Source organism: Pelagibacterium limicola, assembly GCF_015694405.1.
Taxonomy (GTDB): Bacteria; Pseudomonadota; Alphaproteobacteria; order Rhizobiales; family Devosiaceae; genus Pelagibacterium; species Pelagibacterium limicola.
Window position 1 is genome coordinate 478,552 of sequence record NZ_JADQDB010000003.1, and the last position, 17,631, is coordinate 496,182.

At 63.2% G+C, this 17,631-nt stretch carries 20 protein-coding genes; 8 read left to right on the plus strand and 12 right to left on the minus strand.

Annotation, left to right across the window (positions count from 1 at the left end; genetic code table 11):
* The first annotated feature begins 100 nt into the window (after positions 1–100).
* Positions 101–1,945, plus strand: coding sequence for a dihydroxy-acid dehydratase (gene ilvD / locus I2G20_RS08450; RefSeq protein WP_196259245.1), 1,845 nt, complete (start codon positions 101–103; stop codon positions 1,943–1,945).
* 266 nt (positions 1,946–2,211) lie between these two features.
* Here the strand turns inward: ilvD and I2G20_RS08455 are convergent, their stop codons facing one another.
* Positions 2,212–2,523: a hypothetical protein gene (locus I2G20_RS08455; protein WP_196259246.1), complete on the minus strand. Its 312-nt coding sequence runs from the start codon at positions 2,521–2,523 to the stop codon at positions 2,212–2,214.
* Between the two features lie 102 nt (positions 2,524–2,625).
* Between I2G20_RS08455 and I2G20_RS08460 the strand changes: the two genes are divergently transcribed.
* Complete coding sequence (locus I2G20_RS08460) at positions 2,626–3,585, plus strand: DMT family transporter (RefSeq protein WP_196259247.1); 960 nt, start codon at positions 2,626–2,628, stop codon at positions 3,583–3,585.
* Positions 3,586–3,615: 30 nt separating this feature from the next.
* Here the strand turns inward: I2G20_RS08460 and trhA are convergent, their stop codons facing one another.
* Complete coding sequence (gene trhA, locus I2G20_RS08465; protein WP_196259248.1) at positions 3,616–4,305, minus strand: PAQR family membrane homeostasis protein TrhA; 690 nt, start codon at positions 4,303–4,305, stop codon at positions 3,616–3,618.
* Between the two features lie 128 nt (positions 4,306–4,433).
* The gene (locus I2G20_RS08470; RefSeq protein ID WP_196259249.1) at positions 4,434–5,477 is read right to left on the minus strand and encodes a sensor domain-containing diguanylate cyclase; all 1,044 of its coding nucleotides are present in this window, start codon (positions 5,475–5,477) and stop codon (positions 4,434–4,436) included.
* 78 nt (positions 5,478–5,555) lie between these two features.
* On the opposite strand from I2G20_RS08470, the gene I2G20_RS08475 reads away from it, so the two are divergent.
* Complete coding sequence (locus I2G20_RS08475; RefSeq protein WP_196259250.1) at positions 5,556–6,053, plus strand: GNAT family N-acetyltransferase; 498 nt, start codon at positions 5,556–5,558, stop codon at positions 6,051–6,053.
* Between the two features lie 78 nt (positions 6,054–6,131).
* Here I2G20_RS08475 and I2G20_RS08480 read toward each other — a convergent pair whose 3' ends face one another.
* Complete coding sequence (locus I2G20_RS08480) at positions 6,132–7,355, minus strand: lytic murein transglycosylase (protein ID WP_343070319.1); 1,224 nt, start codon at positions 7,353–7,355, stop codon at positions 6,132–6,134.
* A 213-nt stretch (positions 7,356–7,568) separates the two neighbouring features.
* Here I2G20_RS08480 and aac(3) point away from each other — a divergent pair, with 213 nt between their 5' ends.
* On the plus strand, positions 7,569–8,381 hold the full coding sequence (gene aac(3) / locus I2G20_RS08485) for an aminoglycoside 3-N-acetyltransferase (protein ID WP_196259251.1): 813 nt from the start codon (positions 7,569–7,571) through the stop codon (positions 8,379–8,381).
* Positions 8,382–8,412: 31 nt separating this feature from the next.
* Here the strand turns inward: aac(3) and I2G20_RS08490 are convergent, their stop codons facing one another.
* A complete protein-coding gene (locus tag I2G20_RS08490) occupies positions 8,413–8,889 on the minus strand; it encodes an SRPBCC family protein (protein WP_196259252.1) in 477 nt (158 codons plus the stop codon).
* A gap of 184 nt (positions 8,890–9,073) precedes the next feature.
* Here I2G20_RS08490 and I2G20_RS08495 point away from each other — a divergent pair, with 184 nt between their 5' ends.
* From I2G20_RS08495 to I2G20_RS08510, 4 genes are all read left to right on the plus strand, one after another.
* Positions 9,074–9,421, plus strand: a complete 348-nt coding sequence (locus I2G20_RS08495) for an ArsR/SmtB family transcription factor (RefSeq protein WP_196259253.1) — start codon at positions 9,074–9,076, stop codon at positions 9,419–9,421.
* Positions 9,421–10,146 (plus strand): DNA alkylation repair protein, encoded by a 726-nt coding sequence (locus I2G20_RS08500; RefSeq protein ID WP_196259254.1) that lies wholly within the window; start codon positions 9,421–9,423, stop codon positions 10,144–10,146. Before I2G20_RS08495 ends, I2G20_RS08500 begins: the two co-directional genes overlap by 1 nt.
* Positions 10,147–10,199: 53 nt before the next feature.
* Positions 10,200–11,489: a phospholipase D-like domain-containing protein gene (locus tag I2G20_RS08505; protein WP_196259255.1), complete on the plus strand. Its 1,290-nt coding sequence runs from the start codon at positions 10,200–10,202 to the stop codon at positions 11,487–11,489.
* 190 nt (positions 11,490–11,679) lie between these two features.
* Positions 11,680–13,035: a dicarboxylate/amino acid:cation symporter gene (locus I2G20_RS08510; protein WP_196259256.1), complete on the plus strand. Its 1,356-nt coding sequence runs from the start codon at positions 11,680–11,682 to the stop codon at positions 13,033–13,035.
* A 39-nt stretch (positions 13,036–13,074) separates the two neighbouring features.
* On the opposite strand, the gene I2G20_RS08515 is transcribed toward I2G20_RS08510, so the two are convergent.
* The 7 genes from I2G20_RS08515 to I2G20_RS08545 all read right to left on the minus strand — a co-directional run bounded on the left by I2G20_RS08515 (position 13,075) and on the right by I2G20_RS08545 (position 17,596).
* On the minus strand, positions 13,075–14,127 hold the full coding sequence (locus I2G20_RS08515) for a dipeptidase (RefSeq protein ID WP_196259257.1): 1,053 nt from the start codon (positions 14,125–14,127) through the stop codon (positions 13,075–13,077).
* A 116-nt stretch (positions 14,128–14,243) separates the two neighbouring features.
* Positions 14,244–14,657, minus strand: coding sequence for a curlin (locus I2G20_RS08520; protein WP_196259258.1), 414 nt, complete (start codon positions 14,655–14,657; stop codon positions 14,244–14,246).
* Between the two features lie 234 nt (positions 14,658–14,891).
* On the minus strand, positions 14,892–15,296 hold the full coding sequence (gene csgH / locus I2G20_RS08525) for a curli-like amyloid fiber formation chaperone CsgH (protein ID WP_196259259.1): 405 nt from the start codon (positions 15,294–15,296) through the stop codon (positions 14,892–14,894).
* A 59-nt stretch (positions 15,297–15,355) separates the two neighbouring features.
* On the minus strand, positions 15,356–15,790 hold the full coding sequence (locus I2G20_RS08530; RefSeq protein WP_196259260.1) for a curlin: 435 nt from the start codon (positions 15,788–15,790) through the stop codon (positions 15,356–15,358).
* Between the two features lie 135 nt (positions 15,791–15,925).
* On the minus strand, positions 15,926–16,201 hold the full coding sequence (locus tag I2G20_RS08535) for a hypothetical protein (protein WP_196259261.1): 276 nt from the start codon (positions 16,199–16,201) through the stop codon (positions 15,926–15,928).
* 254 nt (positions 16,202–16,455) lie between these two features.
* Complete coding sequence (locus I2G20_RS08540) at positions 16,456–16,914, minus strand: YcgN family cysteine cluster protein (RefSeq protein WP_196259262.1); 459 nt, start codon at positions 16,912–16,914, stop codon at positions 16,456–16,458.
* A gap of 73 nt (positions 16,915–16,987) precedes the next feature.
* Positions 16,988–17,596 carry a TetR/AcrR family transcriptional regulator gene (locus tag I2G20_RS08545; RefSeq protein ID WP_196259263.1) on the minus strand — a complete coding sequence of 203 codons (609 nt, stop codon included), beginning with the start codon at positions 17,594–17,596 and terminating at the stop codon, positions 16,988–16,990.
* Positions 17,597–17,631: the final 35 nt, after the last annotated feature.

Sequence of the window (17,631 nt, forward strand, 5' to 3'; positions counted from 1 at the left end):
TAGAACTTGGGGCACACTCATGACCGCGCGTCAGGACGTCGGGGATCCGGCGTGCGGGACGGCGTTTTGGCAAACCCTTCAAGCAGCAGGTCGTTCAATCATGCCCGCATATCGCTCACGCACTTCCACCCACGGCCGCAACATGGCGGGCGCGCGCGGCTTGTGGCGCGCCACCGGCATGAAGGAGGGGGATTTCGGCAAGCCGATCATTGCCGTGGTGAATTCCTTCACCCAGTTCGTGCCCGGTCACGTGCATTTGAAGGATCTCGGCCAGCTCGTGGCGCGCGAGATCGAGCGGGCGGGCGGCGTTGCCAAGGAATTCAACACCATTGCCGTCGATGACGGCATCGCGATGGGCCATGACGGGATGCTCTATTCCCTGCCCTCGCGCGAGGTGATCGCCGACAGCGTCGAATATATGGTCAACGCACACTGTGCCGATGCGATGGTCTGCATCTCCAATTGCGACAAGATCACGCCGGGCATGCTCAACGCCGCCATGCGGCTCAACATTCCCGCCGTCTTCGTTTCGGGCGGGCCGATGGAAGCGGGCAAGGTCATCCACAAGGATCAGGTCAAGTCGGTTGACCTGATCGATGCGATGGTCGTTGCCGCCGACGAGTCCTATACCGATGCCGAGGTGCAGGCGTTCGAGGAAAACGCATGCCCCACCTGCGGCTCGTGCTCGGGCATGTTCACCGCCAATTCGATGAACTGCCTGACCGAAGCGCTCGGCTTCTCGCTGCCCGGCAACGGCTCGACGCTCGCCACCCATGCGGACCGCAAGCGGCTGTTTCTCGAGGCGGGGCACCTGATCGTCGATCTGGCGCGCCGCTATTACGAAGAGGAGGACGAGAACGTCCTGCCGCGCAACATCGCTTCAAAGGCCGCGTTCGAGAACGCGATGACGCTCGATATCGCGATGGGCGGCTCGACCAACACGGTGCTGCACATTCTCGCCGCGGCCTACGAAGGCGGGATCGATTTCGGAATGGACGATATCGACCGGCTGTCGCGCCGCGTCCCCGTGCTGTGCAAGGTGGCCCCGGCGGTCGCCAACATCCATATGGAAGACGTCCACCGCGCGGGCGGCATCATGTCGATCCTCGGCCAGCTCGACCGGGCCGACCTGCTCAACCGCGATTGCCCAACCGTGCATTCGGCGACGCTGGGCGATGCGCTCGACAAGTGGGACATCTCGCGCACCAATTCGGAAAGCGTGCGCAATTTCTTCATGGCCGCCCCGGGCGGGGTGCGGACGACGGAAGCGTTTTCGACGGAAAACCGCTGGAAGGAGCTCGATCTCGACCGCAAGAGCGGGGTCATCCGCTCGGCCGAGAACGCCTATTCCAAGGATGGCGGGCTGGCCGTGCTCAAGGGCAACATCGCGCGCGACGGGTGCGTGGTGAAGACCGCGGGCGTCGACGACTCGATCCTCAAATTCACCGGCACGGCCGTTGTATACGAGAGCCAGGACGCTGCGGTCTCGGGCATTCTGACCGGCAAGGTGAAGGAAGGCGATGTCGTCGTCATCCGCTATGAAGGCCCCAAGGGCGGACCGGGGATGCAGGAGATGCTCTATCCCACGAGCTACCTCAAATCCAAGGGGCTGGGCAAAGCCTGTGCCCTTTTGACCGACGGGCGCTTTTCGGGCGGCACCTCGGGCCTCTCGATCGGCCACGTCTCGCCGGAAGCGGCGCGCGGCGGCGCCATCGGGCTGGTCGAGGCGGGCGACAGGATCGAGATCGACATCCCCAACCGGACGATCAACCTTCTGGTGTCCGACGCCGAACTCGAACGCCGCCGCGCCGCGATGGAAGCCAAGGGCCCCGACGCCTGGAAGCCGGCGGAAAAGCGCAAGCGCAACGTGACGACGGCCCTCAAGGCCTATGCGGCGTTCGCGTCCTCGGCCGATCTGGGGGCCGTGCGGATCCTGCCGGAGTAGAGACCGCGCGCCTTTCCCGCTCGGATCCAAACACCTGCCGATCCCCCGGCTTGTCCGGGTGATCCAGCGGAAAGGCTTTGCGGTGCGGCAACATCGATCTGGATTCCGGGGAGAAACCCCGGAATTCAGTGCGGTGCTGCAACGGCCGGTATGCTTGCCTGTTCGATCAGAGGCCGATCCTTTGCCTCTCCCCTTTGCCCGGGGGCCAGCACTTCTCCCCTTGCGGGGAGGATCGGCGGTTCGGCGACAGCCGAATTTCGGACCCCCTACCCTTCGATCCCTCCTCGGCGGGCAACTTCCTTATTAGCGCGCTGGAGGGCCTGGGCAAGAACGCTCATTTTTTCCTTGTTGCCGCGTTCGGCGCCTTCCTTGGCGGTTCCGGCGCCCTTGCCGCGGGCGTTGCGGCGCTGGGACTTGGCGATGTCGCGAGCCCGGTCGCGGCGTTCGCGCAGCAGCTTGACGAGCTTTGCGAGTTCCTTGCCGTCGAGCGCCGAGACGCCGGGATGCCGGGAGCTTTCAACGAGATCTTTTTCCCCCTTGTCGAGTACGCGGTCCACGTTGCGGCGGCTGGTCGTCATGTCAAATCTCCCGTTCATTCTCTTGGTGCTTGCACAATATGCGCAATAGGCTAGCCTTTCAAAACGCTTTACCCCCCTTTTCTTTCCCTTAGGCCTTCCCCGATGTCCCAACCCGTTGCGCCCACAGAAGACAGGCGCCTGTTCGCCATTGGGATCGTGCTCGTCACCTATGTGTTCTTCACCGCCTGCGATGCGGCCGCCAAATGGATGGTCGTCAATGGCATGCCCCCGCTCCAGGTGGCGTTCGGGCGATATGTCGTGCAGTTCGCCTTCATGCTCGGCCTCGCATTACCGCGGCTGGGGCTGGGCGCGTTCCGCTCGTCCAACACGACACTCCTTGTCGTTCGCGGGATGCTGCTCCTGGGGATGACCGTCCTCAATTTCGTCTCGCTGATCTATCTTCCGCTTACGGTCACCGCGACCATCATGTTCTCTATTCCCCTGCTGGTTACCGCGCTGTCGGTGCCCCTGCTGGGGGAAACGGTGGGCTGGCGGCGTTGGATGGCCATTCTCGTGGGGTTCGCGGGCATCGTCGTGATCGTCCAGCCCTGGGACGCGCAATTCCATTGGGCCGTATTCCTCTCGCTCGCCTGCTCGCTGTCCGGGGCGTTCTATTTCATCCTCACCCGCAAGCTTGCCGGGCGGGAAAGCGCGCTCGTCATGCAGCTTTATGTTGGCGCAGTCGGCGCCATTGCGCTGCTGCCCTTCGTCGTTTTCGGCTGGGTGTGGCCGGATTCGCTTTTTACATGGGCGATTTTCCTCAGCGTCGGCATCGCCGCCATGATTGGTCACCAGATCGCCATTGCCGCGCACCGCTATGCGCCGGCCTCGGTGCTGGCGCCGTTCGGCTATTCGCAGATCATCTGGATGAGCCTTGCCAGCTGGCTGATCTTTGCCCAGCCGCCTGACATCTGGCTGTTTGTGGGAGCTCCGATCGTCATCGGTTCGGGGCTTTACATCTGGCTGCGCGAGCGCGCGCTGGTCAAATCCATCGCCGCGCGCGTTTCACCTTCGGCATACGATCAGGTGCTCGCGGACGAGCCCGATGGGCCTTCGCGCTAAGGCGGTATGCGTTGTTGGGGCGGGATTTCCCTACAGCCGGCTGACGACCATGGAGTCGAATACGGCGACGAGGTGCAGCGTTGCGCCGATCACGACGAAAACGTGCCAGAGTACGTTCTGGAAATGCAGCCGCTCCCAGACGTGAAAGATGATCCCCACCGAATAGGCGATGCCGCCGGCCAGCAAAAGCCAGAGGGCCGTCGTGGGGAGTGCTGCCGCCAAGGCCTGGAAGGCGATGACACCGCTCCAGCCGATTGCGAGATAGAACGGGATGGCCAGACGGCCGAAATGCTGGGGGACGAGCAGTTTCAGCGCCACCCCGACGATTGCCGTGGCCCAGACGAAGATGAGGAGCTTTTCGGCAATGGGCACATCGCCCAGCAGGGCGAGGAACGGCGTATATGATCCGGCGATGAAAAGGAAAATTGCCGCCTGATCGAGCCGCGCCAGCCAGGCCTTCCACCGGCCCTCCGGGCAGAGATTGAACGCCATGGACGCGGTGAGCAACGTAACGAAAGACCCCACATAGATGGCAAGCGCGGCGATTTCGTCCGGTGCCGTCTGGAGCATCGCCACGGTGAGGAGGATGGTCCCGGGCACCAGTGCCACGAGCAGCCCGACGCCATGCACCACGCCGTCCGCGATGAGTTCGGCGCGCGTGAAACCGCGCTGCCTGCGCAGGATATAGGCTCGTGCATTTCGGCTCGCGCTACCGCGCATCCCGGCACCTCCTTGGGATTTCTTCCCATTGCCGTAAGCGTAAGCCGGAAGTCTATAACTACAAGTAAGGCGGTACGATGAACGTACCGCCTAAAAACATGCTGAATCGCAAGTTACCGGATCCCGGATCAATGCAACCGCGCTGCGGCCGCCTCCTCGTGAGCCTCGTCGAGCCCGACCGGCGCGTCTTCGGTAGGGGGCGCGAAGGCGACGCAATCGCGTCCGGCGCGCTTGGCGGTCATGACGGCCATGTCGGCCTGGGCGAACCAGTGCACGGCCGACTTGATGGCGGGGTTGAGCGGGGCGACCCCGAAGCTGGCCGTTATCGAGACAACCTCGCCCCCTGCCCTGAAGCGCAATTTGGCGATCGTTTCGCGCAGTCGCTCGGCGCACTGGCTGGCTTCATAGGCCAGCGTTTCGGGCAGCAGCATGCCGAATTCCTCGCCGCCGATGCGACCGAAAACGTCGGTCGAGCGCAATGCCTCGCGGCAGCGATTGGCGATGGCCTTGAGCACCTCATCGGCCATTTCAGGGCCCACGGCCTCGTTGACCTGGGCGAAATTGTCGAGGTCGACGAAGACGAGGCAGGCGGGCCGGTCATAACGGACCGCACGGTCGAATTCGCGCTCGACATCCATCTGGAACCGGCGGCGCGTATTGGCGCCGGTCACGAAGTCGAAGCTTTCGGACTGGCGCGTGGCCAGATGAGAGGCGGCGAGCCGGGCCAGATTGACGAGAACGGTCACGTCGTCTTCGGAAAATGCGCGGGGCTGGGTATCCATCACGCAGACCGTGCCGAGCGGATATCCGTCAGCGGACACCACGGGCACGCCCATATAGGCCCTCACCCCGGCCTTGCCCTTGACGAGCTCGAATTGGGAAAACCGCTCTTCGGCAGTCGCATCGGGCACGATCAGCGTCTTGTTGTCGGTGACCGCCCTGGCACAGAAGGATTGATCGAGCGGAAGGGGGGCGTCATCGAGCCCGCGCAAGGCGAGGAATGACTGCCGGTTGCGCTCCACCGCGGTGACGGCGCCGATCGGCACGCCGAGCGCCGCGCGGGCGATCTTGACGATGCGATCCAGCGCGTCGTCCGCATTGACGCCCGGAATACCGTGACGGAAAAGTGCGGCAATCCTGCCTTCCTCCCCGGTGTCCTGTTCAATGGCCATGTTTGCCTCGGATGATTTTCCACCGCATTTGCTCTAGGCTACCCCCGATTTTAGGAAAAATGAATAACGGCCCGTCTTATGGTTAGGGAATTGCAAACGGCACAGCCGGCCGCCGTGTCCATTCGGGCGGCAACGCGGGCCGATCTGGGCGCGCTCTGCGCCTTGTGGCGGCAGTTCAACGCCTGGCTCGATACGCTGGGAGAGCCGGAAAATATCGATCCTGCCTTGTTCGGGGATTTCGAGGCCTTGTGCTTCGGCCCCGAAGCCGTCTGCGAGGCGGCCATCGCTTTTTCGGGCGATGAGCCCATCGGCTACCTCGTCTACTATTTCGGCATCCGCATGGAACAGGTCGGGGCCGCGCTCTACATCGCGGACCTGTTCGTGTCCCATGAGGCGCGGGGCCTGGGTGCCGGGCGGGCGCTGATGGAACATGCCCGATCCCTTGCCCTCGCCCGGGGCTGCAAATCCATGCTCTGGCAGGTCTGGAACCGCAATGCCACCGCCCTCGCCTTCTACCGCGCGCTTGGAGCCGACTGGATCGAGGAAGAACTGACAATGATCTGGCGGCTCGGGTGAGGCATCTCTCCATTGGCCGCCCCGGCCCAAGGCCGGGGAAGCGATGGGGAAGTCCGACTCCGCCAGTCTATCGCCCGCCTAGCGCAGCCGCGAGAGCAGCATGCTCGAGGGGTAGCCGTCCGGGGTCAGCCCATTGGCGCGCTGGAAGGCGATGATGCCACTGCGGGTCTTGGGGCCGATGACGCCGTCCGGCGTCCCCACATTATAGCCTCGCGCGTTGAGCAGGCTTTGCAACTCGGTACGCATCGCCTTGTTGAGACCGGTTTCGTTGGATGGAAAGGCCCTCGCGAAGCCGCCCACACCCAGGATACGGTCGGCGAGGTGGCCGACGGCCAGGGCGTAATTGTTGGAATTGTTGTAGCGCTTGATGACATCGAAATTGTGCGTGAGCAGGAAAATCGGCCCCTGCGCACCCGATGGCATGAAGATGCGGCCCTGGTCAGAAGGCCTGGGGAATTCGCGTCCGCCCGTGCGGCGCACGCCCATGGCCTGCCACTGTGCGAGGCTCTGGCGGTCGATATCCCACGCGCGCCCATAATCGAAATTGCCGGGCAGATCGACTTCGTAGCCCCAGGTCTCGCCGTCGCGCCAGCCATGGGACTTGAGATAGTTGGCCGCCGAGGCCAGGGCATCGGGCACCGAATTCCAGATGTCGCGCTTGCCGTTGCCGTTGTAGTCCACGGCATAGGTCACAAAGCTCGAAGGCATGAACTGGGTATGGCCCATCGCACCGGCCCAGGAGCCGACCATGTTGGAGGGCGCCACGTGTCCGGCCTGAAGGATCTGCAGCGCGGTCAGAAGTTCGTTCTTGAAAAACGCATAGCGGTACTGACCGTAGGTCAGCGTGGCCAGCGCATGGATCACGTTATTGCCGCCCATATAGGAGCCGTAATTGGTCTCCATGCCCCAAATGGCCAGCACGACCTCGGGCTGCACGCTCCAGCGTCCGCGCACATTGGCCAGGGTCTGGCTCCATTCGCCACGCATCCGCTGGCCGGTCGATATGCGCGCCGCGCTCACCGCATCGGCTATGTACTGTCCGGTGGTCTTGACCATTTCCGGCTGCGAGCGGGTGAGGCTCATTATGCGGTCGGAAGGCGCGAAGCTCGCGAAGGCCTGATCGAAAATGGCGCGCGAGACGCCGCGCGCCTGCGCATCGGGCCAGAGCGAGGACACGAAGTTGGGAACGCTCGCAAAGGATATGCCGGGCATGGCCAGGCTAGCGCCGGCGCCGAGCGTCAAGGCCAGCGCCTGACGGCGCGAAATACGGGTAAGGTCGGAAACTGGGGCTGTTTTACGCACGGTTACACCTACTCGTTATTCGGCCATGCAGGCACATCATGCCTCGCCATTGTGGCGAGAGCCTGTCCGCGCCCCCGAACGGAACAAGCCCTGCGTCTGGCCGATACTCAACTGAAGCCTCATTTTGCGCCAAGGAATTTAAGAGCGCGTTAAGCACGTTGCGGCGGCCCATCGGGTTACCTACATTTCCGATCAAACTGCTGTGAGGGGCCCATGACCGACTTCCTGACCCGCGCGGGCCTGACCGCCGACCTTTCCCGTCTCGGGCTTGCGACCGGCGATATCGTGATGGTCCATGCAGCGCTCAGCAAAATCGGCCGCGTGCTTGGCGGCCCCGACGCGATCATCGGCGCGCTTCGCGATGCCGTGGGGCCGGAAGGCACCATTGCGGCCTATTGCGATTGGGATGCGTCTTATGAAGACCTGCTCGACGCGGAGGGGCGGGTGCCCGAGGAATGGCGGGTACATATCCCGCCTTACGATCCTCTCACCTCGCGTGCGTTCCGCGAAAACGGCTCCTTCCCCGAATTCGTGCGCACAACTCCCGGTGCCGTACGCAGCGCCAATTCCGGCGCCTCAGTTGCCGCCCTCGGCGCGCGCGCGGACTGGCTCGTCGCAGATCACCCTATCGATTATGGATATGGGCCCGGTTCACCCTTCGCCAAACTGGTCGAGGCCAAGGGCAAGGTGCTGATGCTGGGCGCACCGGTCGATACCATGACCCTGATCCACCACGCCGAGCATCTGGCAAATGTGCCGGGCAAGCGCATCAAACGCGCAGAAGTGCCGTACCTGAGCCCGGCCGGCTTGGAATGGCGGATGATCGAGGAATTCGACACCGGCGATTATCTCTGCCCTGTGCTCGATGATCGCGATTATTTCACCGAAATCGTCGAGAGCTATCTTGCCAGCGGCAGGGGCACACGCGGCAAGGTCGGGAACGCGCCCTGTGTCCTGGTCGATGCGGCCGGGATACTGCCCTACGCCGTAGCGTGGCTGGAGCGGGAGACCAAGTCGCCCTCATAGCATCGCCGCACCTCTCTTCCGATCCGTCCGTCTAAAGCGACTTGGCCAATACCTCGAGCTGGTCGGCGCAGGCGCCCCAGCCTTCGTGGAAGCCCATTTTCTCGTGTTCTTCCCGGGTTTCGACGTTCCAGTGCTTGGCGCGGGCGATGTAGCGGGTCTTGCCGCCTTCGTCGGCGAAGGTCAGCTCGCAGGTGAAGAAGGGCCGCTCGGAGGGTTCCCAGGCTTGGGTGTAGGCGTCGGTGAACACCAGCTTTTCGTTGGGCACGACGTCGAGATAGACGCCGGGACTGGGAAATTCGTTGCCGTCGGGATCAGCCATCACGACAAAGCAGGTGCCGCCGGGGCGCACGTCCAGTTCGGCGCGCGGGGTGCTCCAGGGCTTGGGCGCAAACCATTGGGTGAGCAGATGCGGCTCGGTCCAGCAGCGATAGACCTTGTCCCGCGGTGCATCGAGCAGCCGGTCGAGCACGAGTTCGCGGTCGTTACGGGGGGTGGCCTTGATTGTCATGATTGCCTCCGGGTATCAGCATTGTTCAATGCCCAAAGGACGAACACCGTTCGCCCGCGCCGACACCCTACCCCACATTTTCCAGCGGTCCATAGGCAAGCGGCGCCAGACGGAGATTCCGCTTGAACTTGACATTGCCCTCCGATTGCATAACCTTAAGGGTATCAAACCAAACGGTTATAAAATGACGGAATCGGAACGTCTGGACGCCACCTTCATCGCGCTTGCCGATCCCACGCGCCGCGCTATCCTCGCGCGGCTGATCGAGGGGGAAGCGACGGTGATGGAATTGGCCGAGCCCTTCGACATGAGCCAGCCGGCCATTTCCAAGCATATCAAGATGCTCGAACGCGCGGGGCTCGTCTCGCGCAGCCGCGACGCGCAGCGGCGGCCGGTCAAGATCGAAGGTCCGGCGCTCAAGGCCGCGACCGACTGGCTGGAAGAATACAGGCAGGTCTGGGAGCAGAACTACTCCCGGCTCGACGCCCTGCTCGAGGATCTCCAGGCCGCGCAGAGGAGCACCGAGAGCTGATGGCCGCGCTCACGGCGGAGGCCGTCAAGAGCCGCATGGATGCGCTGCAGTCGGACGCCGAAAAGCTGAAATACAACCGCTATTTCAAGCTCGGCACCGGCGAATATGGCGAGGGCGACGTGTTCATGGGTGTGCGCATGGGCGCGGTGTTCGATCTCGCCAAGGAATTCGTCGCTCTGGACCCTTCTGAGATCGAAATCCTGCTCGAGAGCGAAATCCACGAACACCGGGCTGCCGCGGTGTCGATCATGGCCAAGCAATACAAGCTCAAGTCCACCACGCCCGAGCGCCGCGAGGAGTTGCACCGGCTCTATCTCCGCCGCCACGACCGGATCAACAACTGGGACCTTGTCGACCTGGGCGCCTGGCATGTGATCGGCCCGCATCTGGTGGACGGTCAGCGCACCCTGCTCTACGAGCTTGCGCGGTCCGCCAGCCAATGGGAGCGTCGCACCGCAATTCTCGCGACCTTCGCCTTTATCAAGCGGGGCGAATTTGCCGACACGCTCGCCATTGCCGAAATCCTTCTCGATGACCGGGAAGACCTCGTGCACAAGGCCGTAGGCTGGATGCTGCGGTGCATCCCGCAATCGGACCCTGCGCTGATCGCCTTCCTCGACAAATATGCCGCCACCATGCCGCGGACCATGTTGCGCGCCGCGCTCGAGAAGTTCCCCAACGACCGGCGCACCCACTACATGGAGCGGGCGAAGTCCGGGTCATGAAGCAATGAACCAAATCCCCGCATTTCGCGTTTACGTGCGGGGCTCGGGGATACATGAACCTTCGCAACTTGCTCATCACAAAGCCGGTTCTATTCGGGTTTGGCATCGCGATAGGCGTGGTCGCCACGCTGCTCACCCTCACCTTTGCGCCTGACAAGCACGAGCTGGAAGCGCCGTTACCCCCGGTTCTTTCGGCAGGCACGCCAACGTTCTTTCACTCGATGAACGGGCTTTTCGGCTCGGGCATTCTTGGCGGAAACAGCATCGAAACGCTGGTCAACGGCGATGAAATCTTTCCGGCCATGCTCGAAGCGATCGCGGGCGCCGAGCGCAGCATCAACTTCGAGACCTATGTGTACTGGAGCGGCGAAATCGGCCAGCGCTTCGCCCACGCCCTTGCGGAACGGGCGCGGGCGGGCGTCGAGGTTCGCGTGCTGCTCGACTGGGTGGGCAGCGCCCCGATGGAAGACGACCTCCTCGACATCATGACCGAAGCCGGCGTTCGCGTCGTACGCTTCCGGCCCGTGCGCTGGTATACCATCGACAAGATCAACAACCGCACCCACCGCAAGATCCTCATCGTGGATGGCCGCACCGCCTTTACCGGTGGCGTCGGCATCGCCGATGAATGGCAGGGGGACGCCCGCAATCCCGATGAATGGCGGGAAACGCATTATCGGGTCGAAGGTCCGGTCGTCGGCGAGTTCCAGGGCGCGTTCGTCCACAACTGGGTGGAAGCGACGCATGAGCAGCTCATGGGCGAGGCGTATTTTCCCGCACCGCAGTCCGCCGGGGAGCGTCAGGCACAGGTGGTCTATTCGACCACGGGCGAGCGCAACGACATGCACCTGATGACCATGACGGCGCTGGCGTCCGCCCGGCACCATATCCGCATCGGCACGCCCTATTTCGTCCCGGACGACATTGCGCTGGCGCAGCTGCTCGAGGCCCGCCGGCGCGGGGTCGAAATCGATATTCTCATCCCCGGCGAGCATACCAACAAGGCCGTCGTGCGCAGCGCCTCGCGCCATTTCTGGGGCGAACTGCTCGAGGCCGGCGTGCGGTTTCACGAATTCGAACCCACCATGTATCACGCCAAGATCCTGATCGTGGACGATCAGTGGGCCTCGATAGGCTCGGCCAATTTCGACGAGCGCTCGTTCCGGCTCAACGACGAGCTCAACCTCAACGTCCACGATACGGCCTTTGCCGCCGAGCAGATCGCCCTCTACGACGCCGACCTCGCCCGCGCGCGGCCGGTGACGTTGCAAAGCTGGGAGGACCGCCCGTTCGGGCAGAAGATCGCGGATTGGCTGTTTTCCGGGCTGCGCGTCCAGCTTTAGCGCCGGGCGGCTCAGGACCACTTGTTCCATTCCGCCCGAGCGCCAAAGGCCACCAAAATTTTTTCTCTCGCGTCGTTTCCGCGCAATCGGAAGCCTTGGCGAATGGCGGCATGAGGACTAGGCTTTGAATAATCGGCGGCTCATCCCGAGAGGATTTTTGCCCGCCCTCAAAGACCTGAAGGTTCCTCCCATGACCACGTCTTCACCGACGGCCCGGCCGTCCAAACCGCTATACGCAAATTTCGGATTCCAGGTGCTGGTCGCTCTGGTGATCGGCCTTGTCCTCGGTCTCATCGCCCGCGCCATCGGCCCGGTCGACGGCGGGCCGAACTGGCTCGCCCAGACGCTTTCGACCATCGGCTCCACCTTCGTCACGCTTTTGCGCACGTTGGTGCCGGTGCTCATCTTCACGGCTATCGTTGCCTCCATCGCCAATCTTCGCGAACTCAACAACGCCGCGCGGCTGGTGTGGCAGACCTTGATCTGGTTCGCCATTACCGCGCTGATCGCGGTTGCCATCGGCATCGCGCTGGGGCTGATCTTCCAGCCCGGCGTCAACACCGCGGTCACCGCCGAAGCGGCCCGCCTGCCCTCGCGCACGGGCACATGGCTCGATTTCCTCACCGGGCTGGTCCCGGTCAACATCTTCGGGCTCCAAGCCTCCACCACGGTACGGGACTCCGGGGCGACGACGAGCCTCAACTTCAACGTCCTGCAGATCCTCGTGCTGTCCATCGCCATCGGTGTCGCCGCGCTCAAGGTCGGCGACGCGGCCAAGCCGTTCCTCGAATTCAACCGCTCGTTCCTCAAGGTCGTGCTCAAGCTGCTCTGGTGGGTCATCCGGCTCGTTCCGATCGGCACCATCGGCCTGCTCGGCAACGCGGTCTATGCCTATGGCTGGGAGACGCTGGCCCAGCTCGGCGTCTACGCGACGGCCATCTATGTCGGGCTCGCCATCGTGCTCTTCATCGTCTATCCGGCGCTGCTGACCGCGCATGGGCTCAACCCCATCCGCTACTTCCAGGGTGCGTGGCCGGCCATCCAGTTTGCCTTCGTCTCCCGCTCCTCCATCGGCACGCTGCCAATCACCGAGCGCGTGACGGAAAAGAACCTCGGCGTCCCGCGCGAATATGCATCCTTCGCCGTCCCGCTCGGAGCCACCACCAAGATGGATGGCTGCGCCTCGATCTACCCCGCGATCTCGGCGATCTTCGTTGCGCAGTTCTTCGGGATAGAGCTGGGCATCACCGACTATCTGCTGATCGTCTTCGTCTCCGTGGTCGGTTCGGCTGCCACAGCGGGGTTGACCGGCGCGACGGTCATGCTCACGCTGACCCTTTCGACGTTGGGCCTGCCGCTCGAAGGTGTGGGGTTGCTGCTGGCCATCGACCCGATCCTCGACATGGGCCGCACGGCGGTCAACGTGGCTGGGCAAGCGCTGGTACCGACCATCGTCGCCAAGCGCCAGGGCATTCTCGATCAGGATGTCTATGACCGGATCGAGAGCATCGAGGCGCTGGATACGTCGCCGGTAGCGGCTGAATAATTGCCAAGGAAAGCCCCGGACTTGTCCCCGGGGCTTTTTCTATTTGCCCCAGGTCCGTTCGAGCAAGCCGATCCAGTTCCGGTGCGTGATCCTGGCGATCAGCTCGCTGCCATAACCGGCCCTGGCCATTGCGGCGACCAGCCGGGGCAGACCCGACGCGTCACCGATCTCTTCGGGCAGCGTGCAGCCGTCGAAATCCGAGCCGATCCCCACACCATCCTCGCCGAGCTTTTCGATCATGCGATCGAGGTGCCGGATCGCCATGTCGAGCGTCGTGCCCCGGCTCACATGCTGCCCGTCGGGGCGCAGGAAGCCGCAGGCGAAATTCAGCCCGACAAGGCCCCTCGATTCCGCAATGGCATCGAGTTGCCTGTCGGTGAGGTTGCGGGGCGAGGCCGAGAGCGCGTGGACGTTGGAATGGCTGGCAACCAGCGGCTTGTCGGAGGTGCGCGCGACGTCCCAGAAGCCCTTTTCATTGAGGTGCGAAAGGTCGATCATCAATCCCAGGCGGTTGCAGGCCCGCACCAGATCGAACCCGGCCCGGGTAAGCCCCTCACCGTAATCGGGGTCGCCGGGAAAGCTGAACGGCACGCCATAGCCGAAGGCGTTGTTGCGGCTCCAGACGATTCCCACCGAGCGCAGCCCGCGCGCATAGAGCGTATCGAGCGCTTCGAGGCCGGTGTCGATCACCTCGGCGCCTTCGATGTGGTAGACCATGGCCATCGCGCCATCGGCCATGGCCGTGCGGATCTCGGTGGCGGTCTTGCAGAGCCGGATCGCTCCCTTCGAGTCGGCGACCAGGGCATCGCCCTTATCCATCATGCCGAAGGTATAGTGCTCGGCCCGGGCCCGCTTGATGGGTGCGCCCATCACGGGCTTGCCGGCCAGCGCGCCGCTTTCCCCCTCCGGATTGGTCGTGAACATCGCGAAAAGGCCGCCCGCGAACCGGCCTTTTTTCGCCTTCGGCATATCGATGTGAAAGGTGTCGATGCCGGCGAAAAAATCGGCCGGCTGTTTTTTCAGATCCGCATCGAAAAGGCGCAGCAATGTGTCGTTATGGCCGTCGAACACGGGGTAGGCAGGCACAGTCATGTGAGCTCCGGGGGGCAGAATTCGCCGTCACACTGCACCGATTCCCCGAGCGCACAAACCGAAAGGCGCCGCCGTCACCGGCAGCGCCTTGCAAAAATGCGTGTTGGTGGCCCGGTTTACCAGCCGAAGACGAAGCCCAGCCCGGTCTGGCCGCCATGCTGGTTCACATGGGCGTTGGTCCCTTTGCCGAACTGGAAAAGGCCGTAGGAATTGGCATTGCCGTGCTGCTGCAGCGAACCGTTGTGGTTGTTGCCTTCCTGATGGACGACGCCGAAATTGCCGCTTCCGTTCTGGAGTACGCCGGCCATGTTGTTCATCCCGTTCTGGGTGATCCCGCCGCCGCCCTGGATGCCCTTGGTCAGGGCATAGATGCCGAGACCGAGCTTGACGGCCTGTGCCTGATCGGCGGTCGTGGGGTTGAAGTTGATCGAAATCTGGCCGTTGGCCTGTGCGGGGGCCGTGAGCCCTGCAAAGCCGATGGTTGCTGCGATGATGCCTGCGATTGCGGTCTTGGTGATGTTGCGTACCATGTTCCTGCTCCTTTTTGATCTGGCCCGGTGTTCAACCGATGACCGCACATTGGAACAGCCGCCCTGAACCGATCCGGAAACCGGCGTTTATCTGGCGTTAATGTTGGGGGGAGCGCCGAACGCTGACTTTATGCGATGCAGCATCGCTGCACCCTTCTCACTCCTCCCAAAAGAAAAGCCCCGGCGGACCGGGGCGAGTGGGTTTTGGGGAGGCAAATATGAAAGGGTGTGGCTTCAGGCTCGAGCGTTGATGCGGCCGCCGCATTCGACGGACTTGCCGCCAGCGTCGATCTTGAGGGTCACGTCGTAGGCAGCGGCGCCGCCCACCGTTACGCGGCCCAGGGTCACCGTTTCACCGGCGAGGGCAGAAAAGCCGCCGCCCTGGTTGATATTGGTGCGGCTCGAACCGCCGACGCTCTGGACCGAAAACTGATAGGAGCCTTGCTGGGAGGCCTCGGCGTGGTAGACGGCCTCGAGGGCGAAGCCGCCGCCCGCCGCATTGGCGAGCACCTCGCACCCTACCACGTCGGTTTCGATGGTCGAGTGAGCAAAGCCGGTGCCCGCGACCGCGCCGATGGCGGCCACCGCCCCGCCGATGGCGAAGGCATAGGCATGAATACGGTTAGGGGTGCGAGTCATTTCGTTTCTCCTTGAGGACCTGGGGGTGGACCGGGAGGGCCTTGGCCCTCCCAGGTTCATCAGGGGCAGGCCTGGACGAAAGCGGCGACGTTGCCCGATCCGGCCTGGTTGACATTGGCCGAGCAGCCATTGCCGACCTGAACGCCCGCGGCGATGTTGCCGTTACCGTCCTGGGTGAGGATTGTGGTGTGGTTCGAGCCGAACTGGCCGACGCCTGCAGCGTTGTTGTTGCCGGTCTGGGACGTGGTGGAGGAGTTGTTCCAGCCCGACTGGCCGGTGGCCGCGACGTTGTTTTTGCCGTGCTGCTTCTTGACCGCCTTGTTCCACCAGCCTTCCTGGTAGATGCCGATGGTGTTGTTCAAGCCCGACTGCTCACCGCCCGCGGAATGGCCGAAGCCCCACTGGTTGATGTAGACGTCGTTGGCCATGGCGGGGGCCGAGACAAACGAGAATGCCGCGATGACTGCGCTGGCGAAAATGGTCTTGGTGCTCATGTTCCGTCTCCTGTTGCTTGCGGGGTGTTGCGTACCGCGTGTTGCTTTGTGCAGGATCAGGAATAGTGGGCGCCGCTCGAACGGCCCCTGAATCGCGCATTCAGAAACCGTTCATCGGCAAACTTTTTTACAAGCCTATGAATTTACTCGCGAAAATTCTTGAGCAAGATCCGCCTTGCGCCGCAGCGGATAGGCTGGCGAGTCATAGATCGCCCGGATGCGGGCGCCCGAATAGCCCTCATTGCCCACGACGAGCAGGGCGCCGTGCAGGCTGACGGGCGCGGCCTCCTCGACCGCGAAGCGAATGGCCTCGGCGGCGGTGCGGAATGTCTTTGGCCCCTGCGCCAGCGCGGTCGCGCGGTCGCGGCCCAGATACATCCGGGCTCGGGCGTTAAAATTGAATCGTGTCATTGTTCTTCTTTTCCGGCCGCCTGTGCGGCCACGTCTTTCTCATGTCGTTGTGAATCACACCGTCCCAGCCTAGCGTCTTGTCGCGTCAGAGCGATGACAGCGGGGAACGGCGTCCGGGCGCAAATGCGGGACGCAGGCCAGAGCCCGTTCCGTCGGATATGCGCAGCGATTGCGGGAAGGGCCAGCGGCGGCCAGCCATGCAATTGTCGCCCCTAGATAGGCTATCGGCGCCGCTTATTCAATAGCCGGCTTTTTCAGTCCGCCTGGTCCTCGGGCTCCCAATGGGGCCAATCGACGATATGGCTTTCCCAATCCTCGGTATTGGCCTCGCTTTCGGCCACTGTGCGCCCGCGCACCGATATGCCTGCCGTGTGCACCGTTTCCGGATCGCCGGAAATCAGAGGATGCCACCACGCGAGCCCCCTGCCCTCGGCCAGCCGCCGGTAGGCGCATGAAGTGGGTATCCAGCCGATCTCGAGCACCTTTTCAGGGGTCAGCTTGATGCAATCTGGAACTTTGGCCTGCCGATTGGGATAATCGGTGCAGGCACACGTCTGGCCGTCGAGGAGCTTGCAGCGGACATCGGCGGTATAGATGTCGCCGGTATCCTCGTCCTCGAGCTTTAAAAGGCAGCACCGCCCGCACCCATCACAGAGCGCTTCCCACTCCTCGGTGGTCATGGCCTCAAGCGGCTTGTCTTCCCAAAAGGGCATAAGTTCGTTCCGGGCTCGCTTTTCAAACCTATCACCTCGGCTTCCTGCAGGGATATGTCAACATGAAGGCTGGTCAGGAGCGCTCGACCGCCAGCATCGCGAACGCGGCATAAAACACCTCATCGGGCACGAGTTCCGGTGTCAGTAGCCTTTGAAGCGTCAACCCTTCAGCCAGCGCGTGCGCGACACGGACAAGAAGTTCGGGCGGCATCGGTAACTCCTCTTCCTCGGCGATAGCGCGCACCCATTCCGCTCCTGCGTCATAATCCCTTGCCGTGACCTCCTTTACGCGCGCCTGCATTTCCGCATGGGTCAAGGCATAAGCCCTGCCAGTCAGGAACCCGACGGCGGCCAGTCGTCTTTCGGGCAGCGCGGCGATCGTCGCCTCGGCCAGCGCCCGCATCTTTCCGGCGAAGCTCGATCCCGGAGCGAACACCGGCGCAATGGGTGCCCAATAGGTTTCCGACAGCGCGATGAACAGTTCGTCCCGATTCCTGAAATTGCCGTAGATCGCGCCGCTGGTCATTCCGGCACGGCGGGCAACGTCTTCCATCGTCGTGCGCTCATAACCCTTCTCCGCAATGATCTCGCGCGCCGCCGCCAGCAGCGCCGCCCGCGTGCGATGGCGTTTGTCGCCCTTCGGTCTGCGGCGCGCATTTCCTGCCATTTCGCCCTGATTCATGTTCGCGTCATGCCCTATTGCTATTTTATATGGAA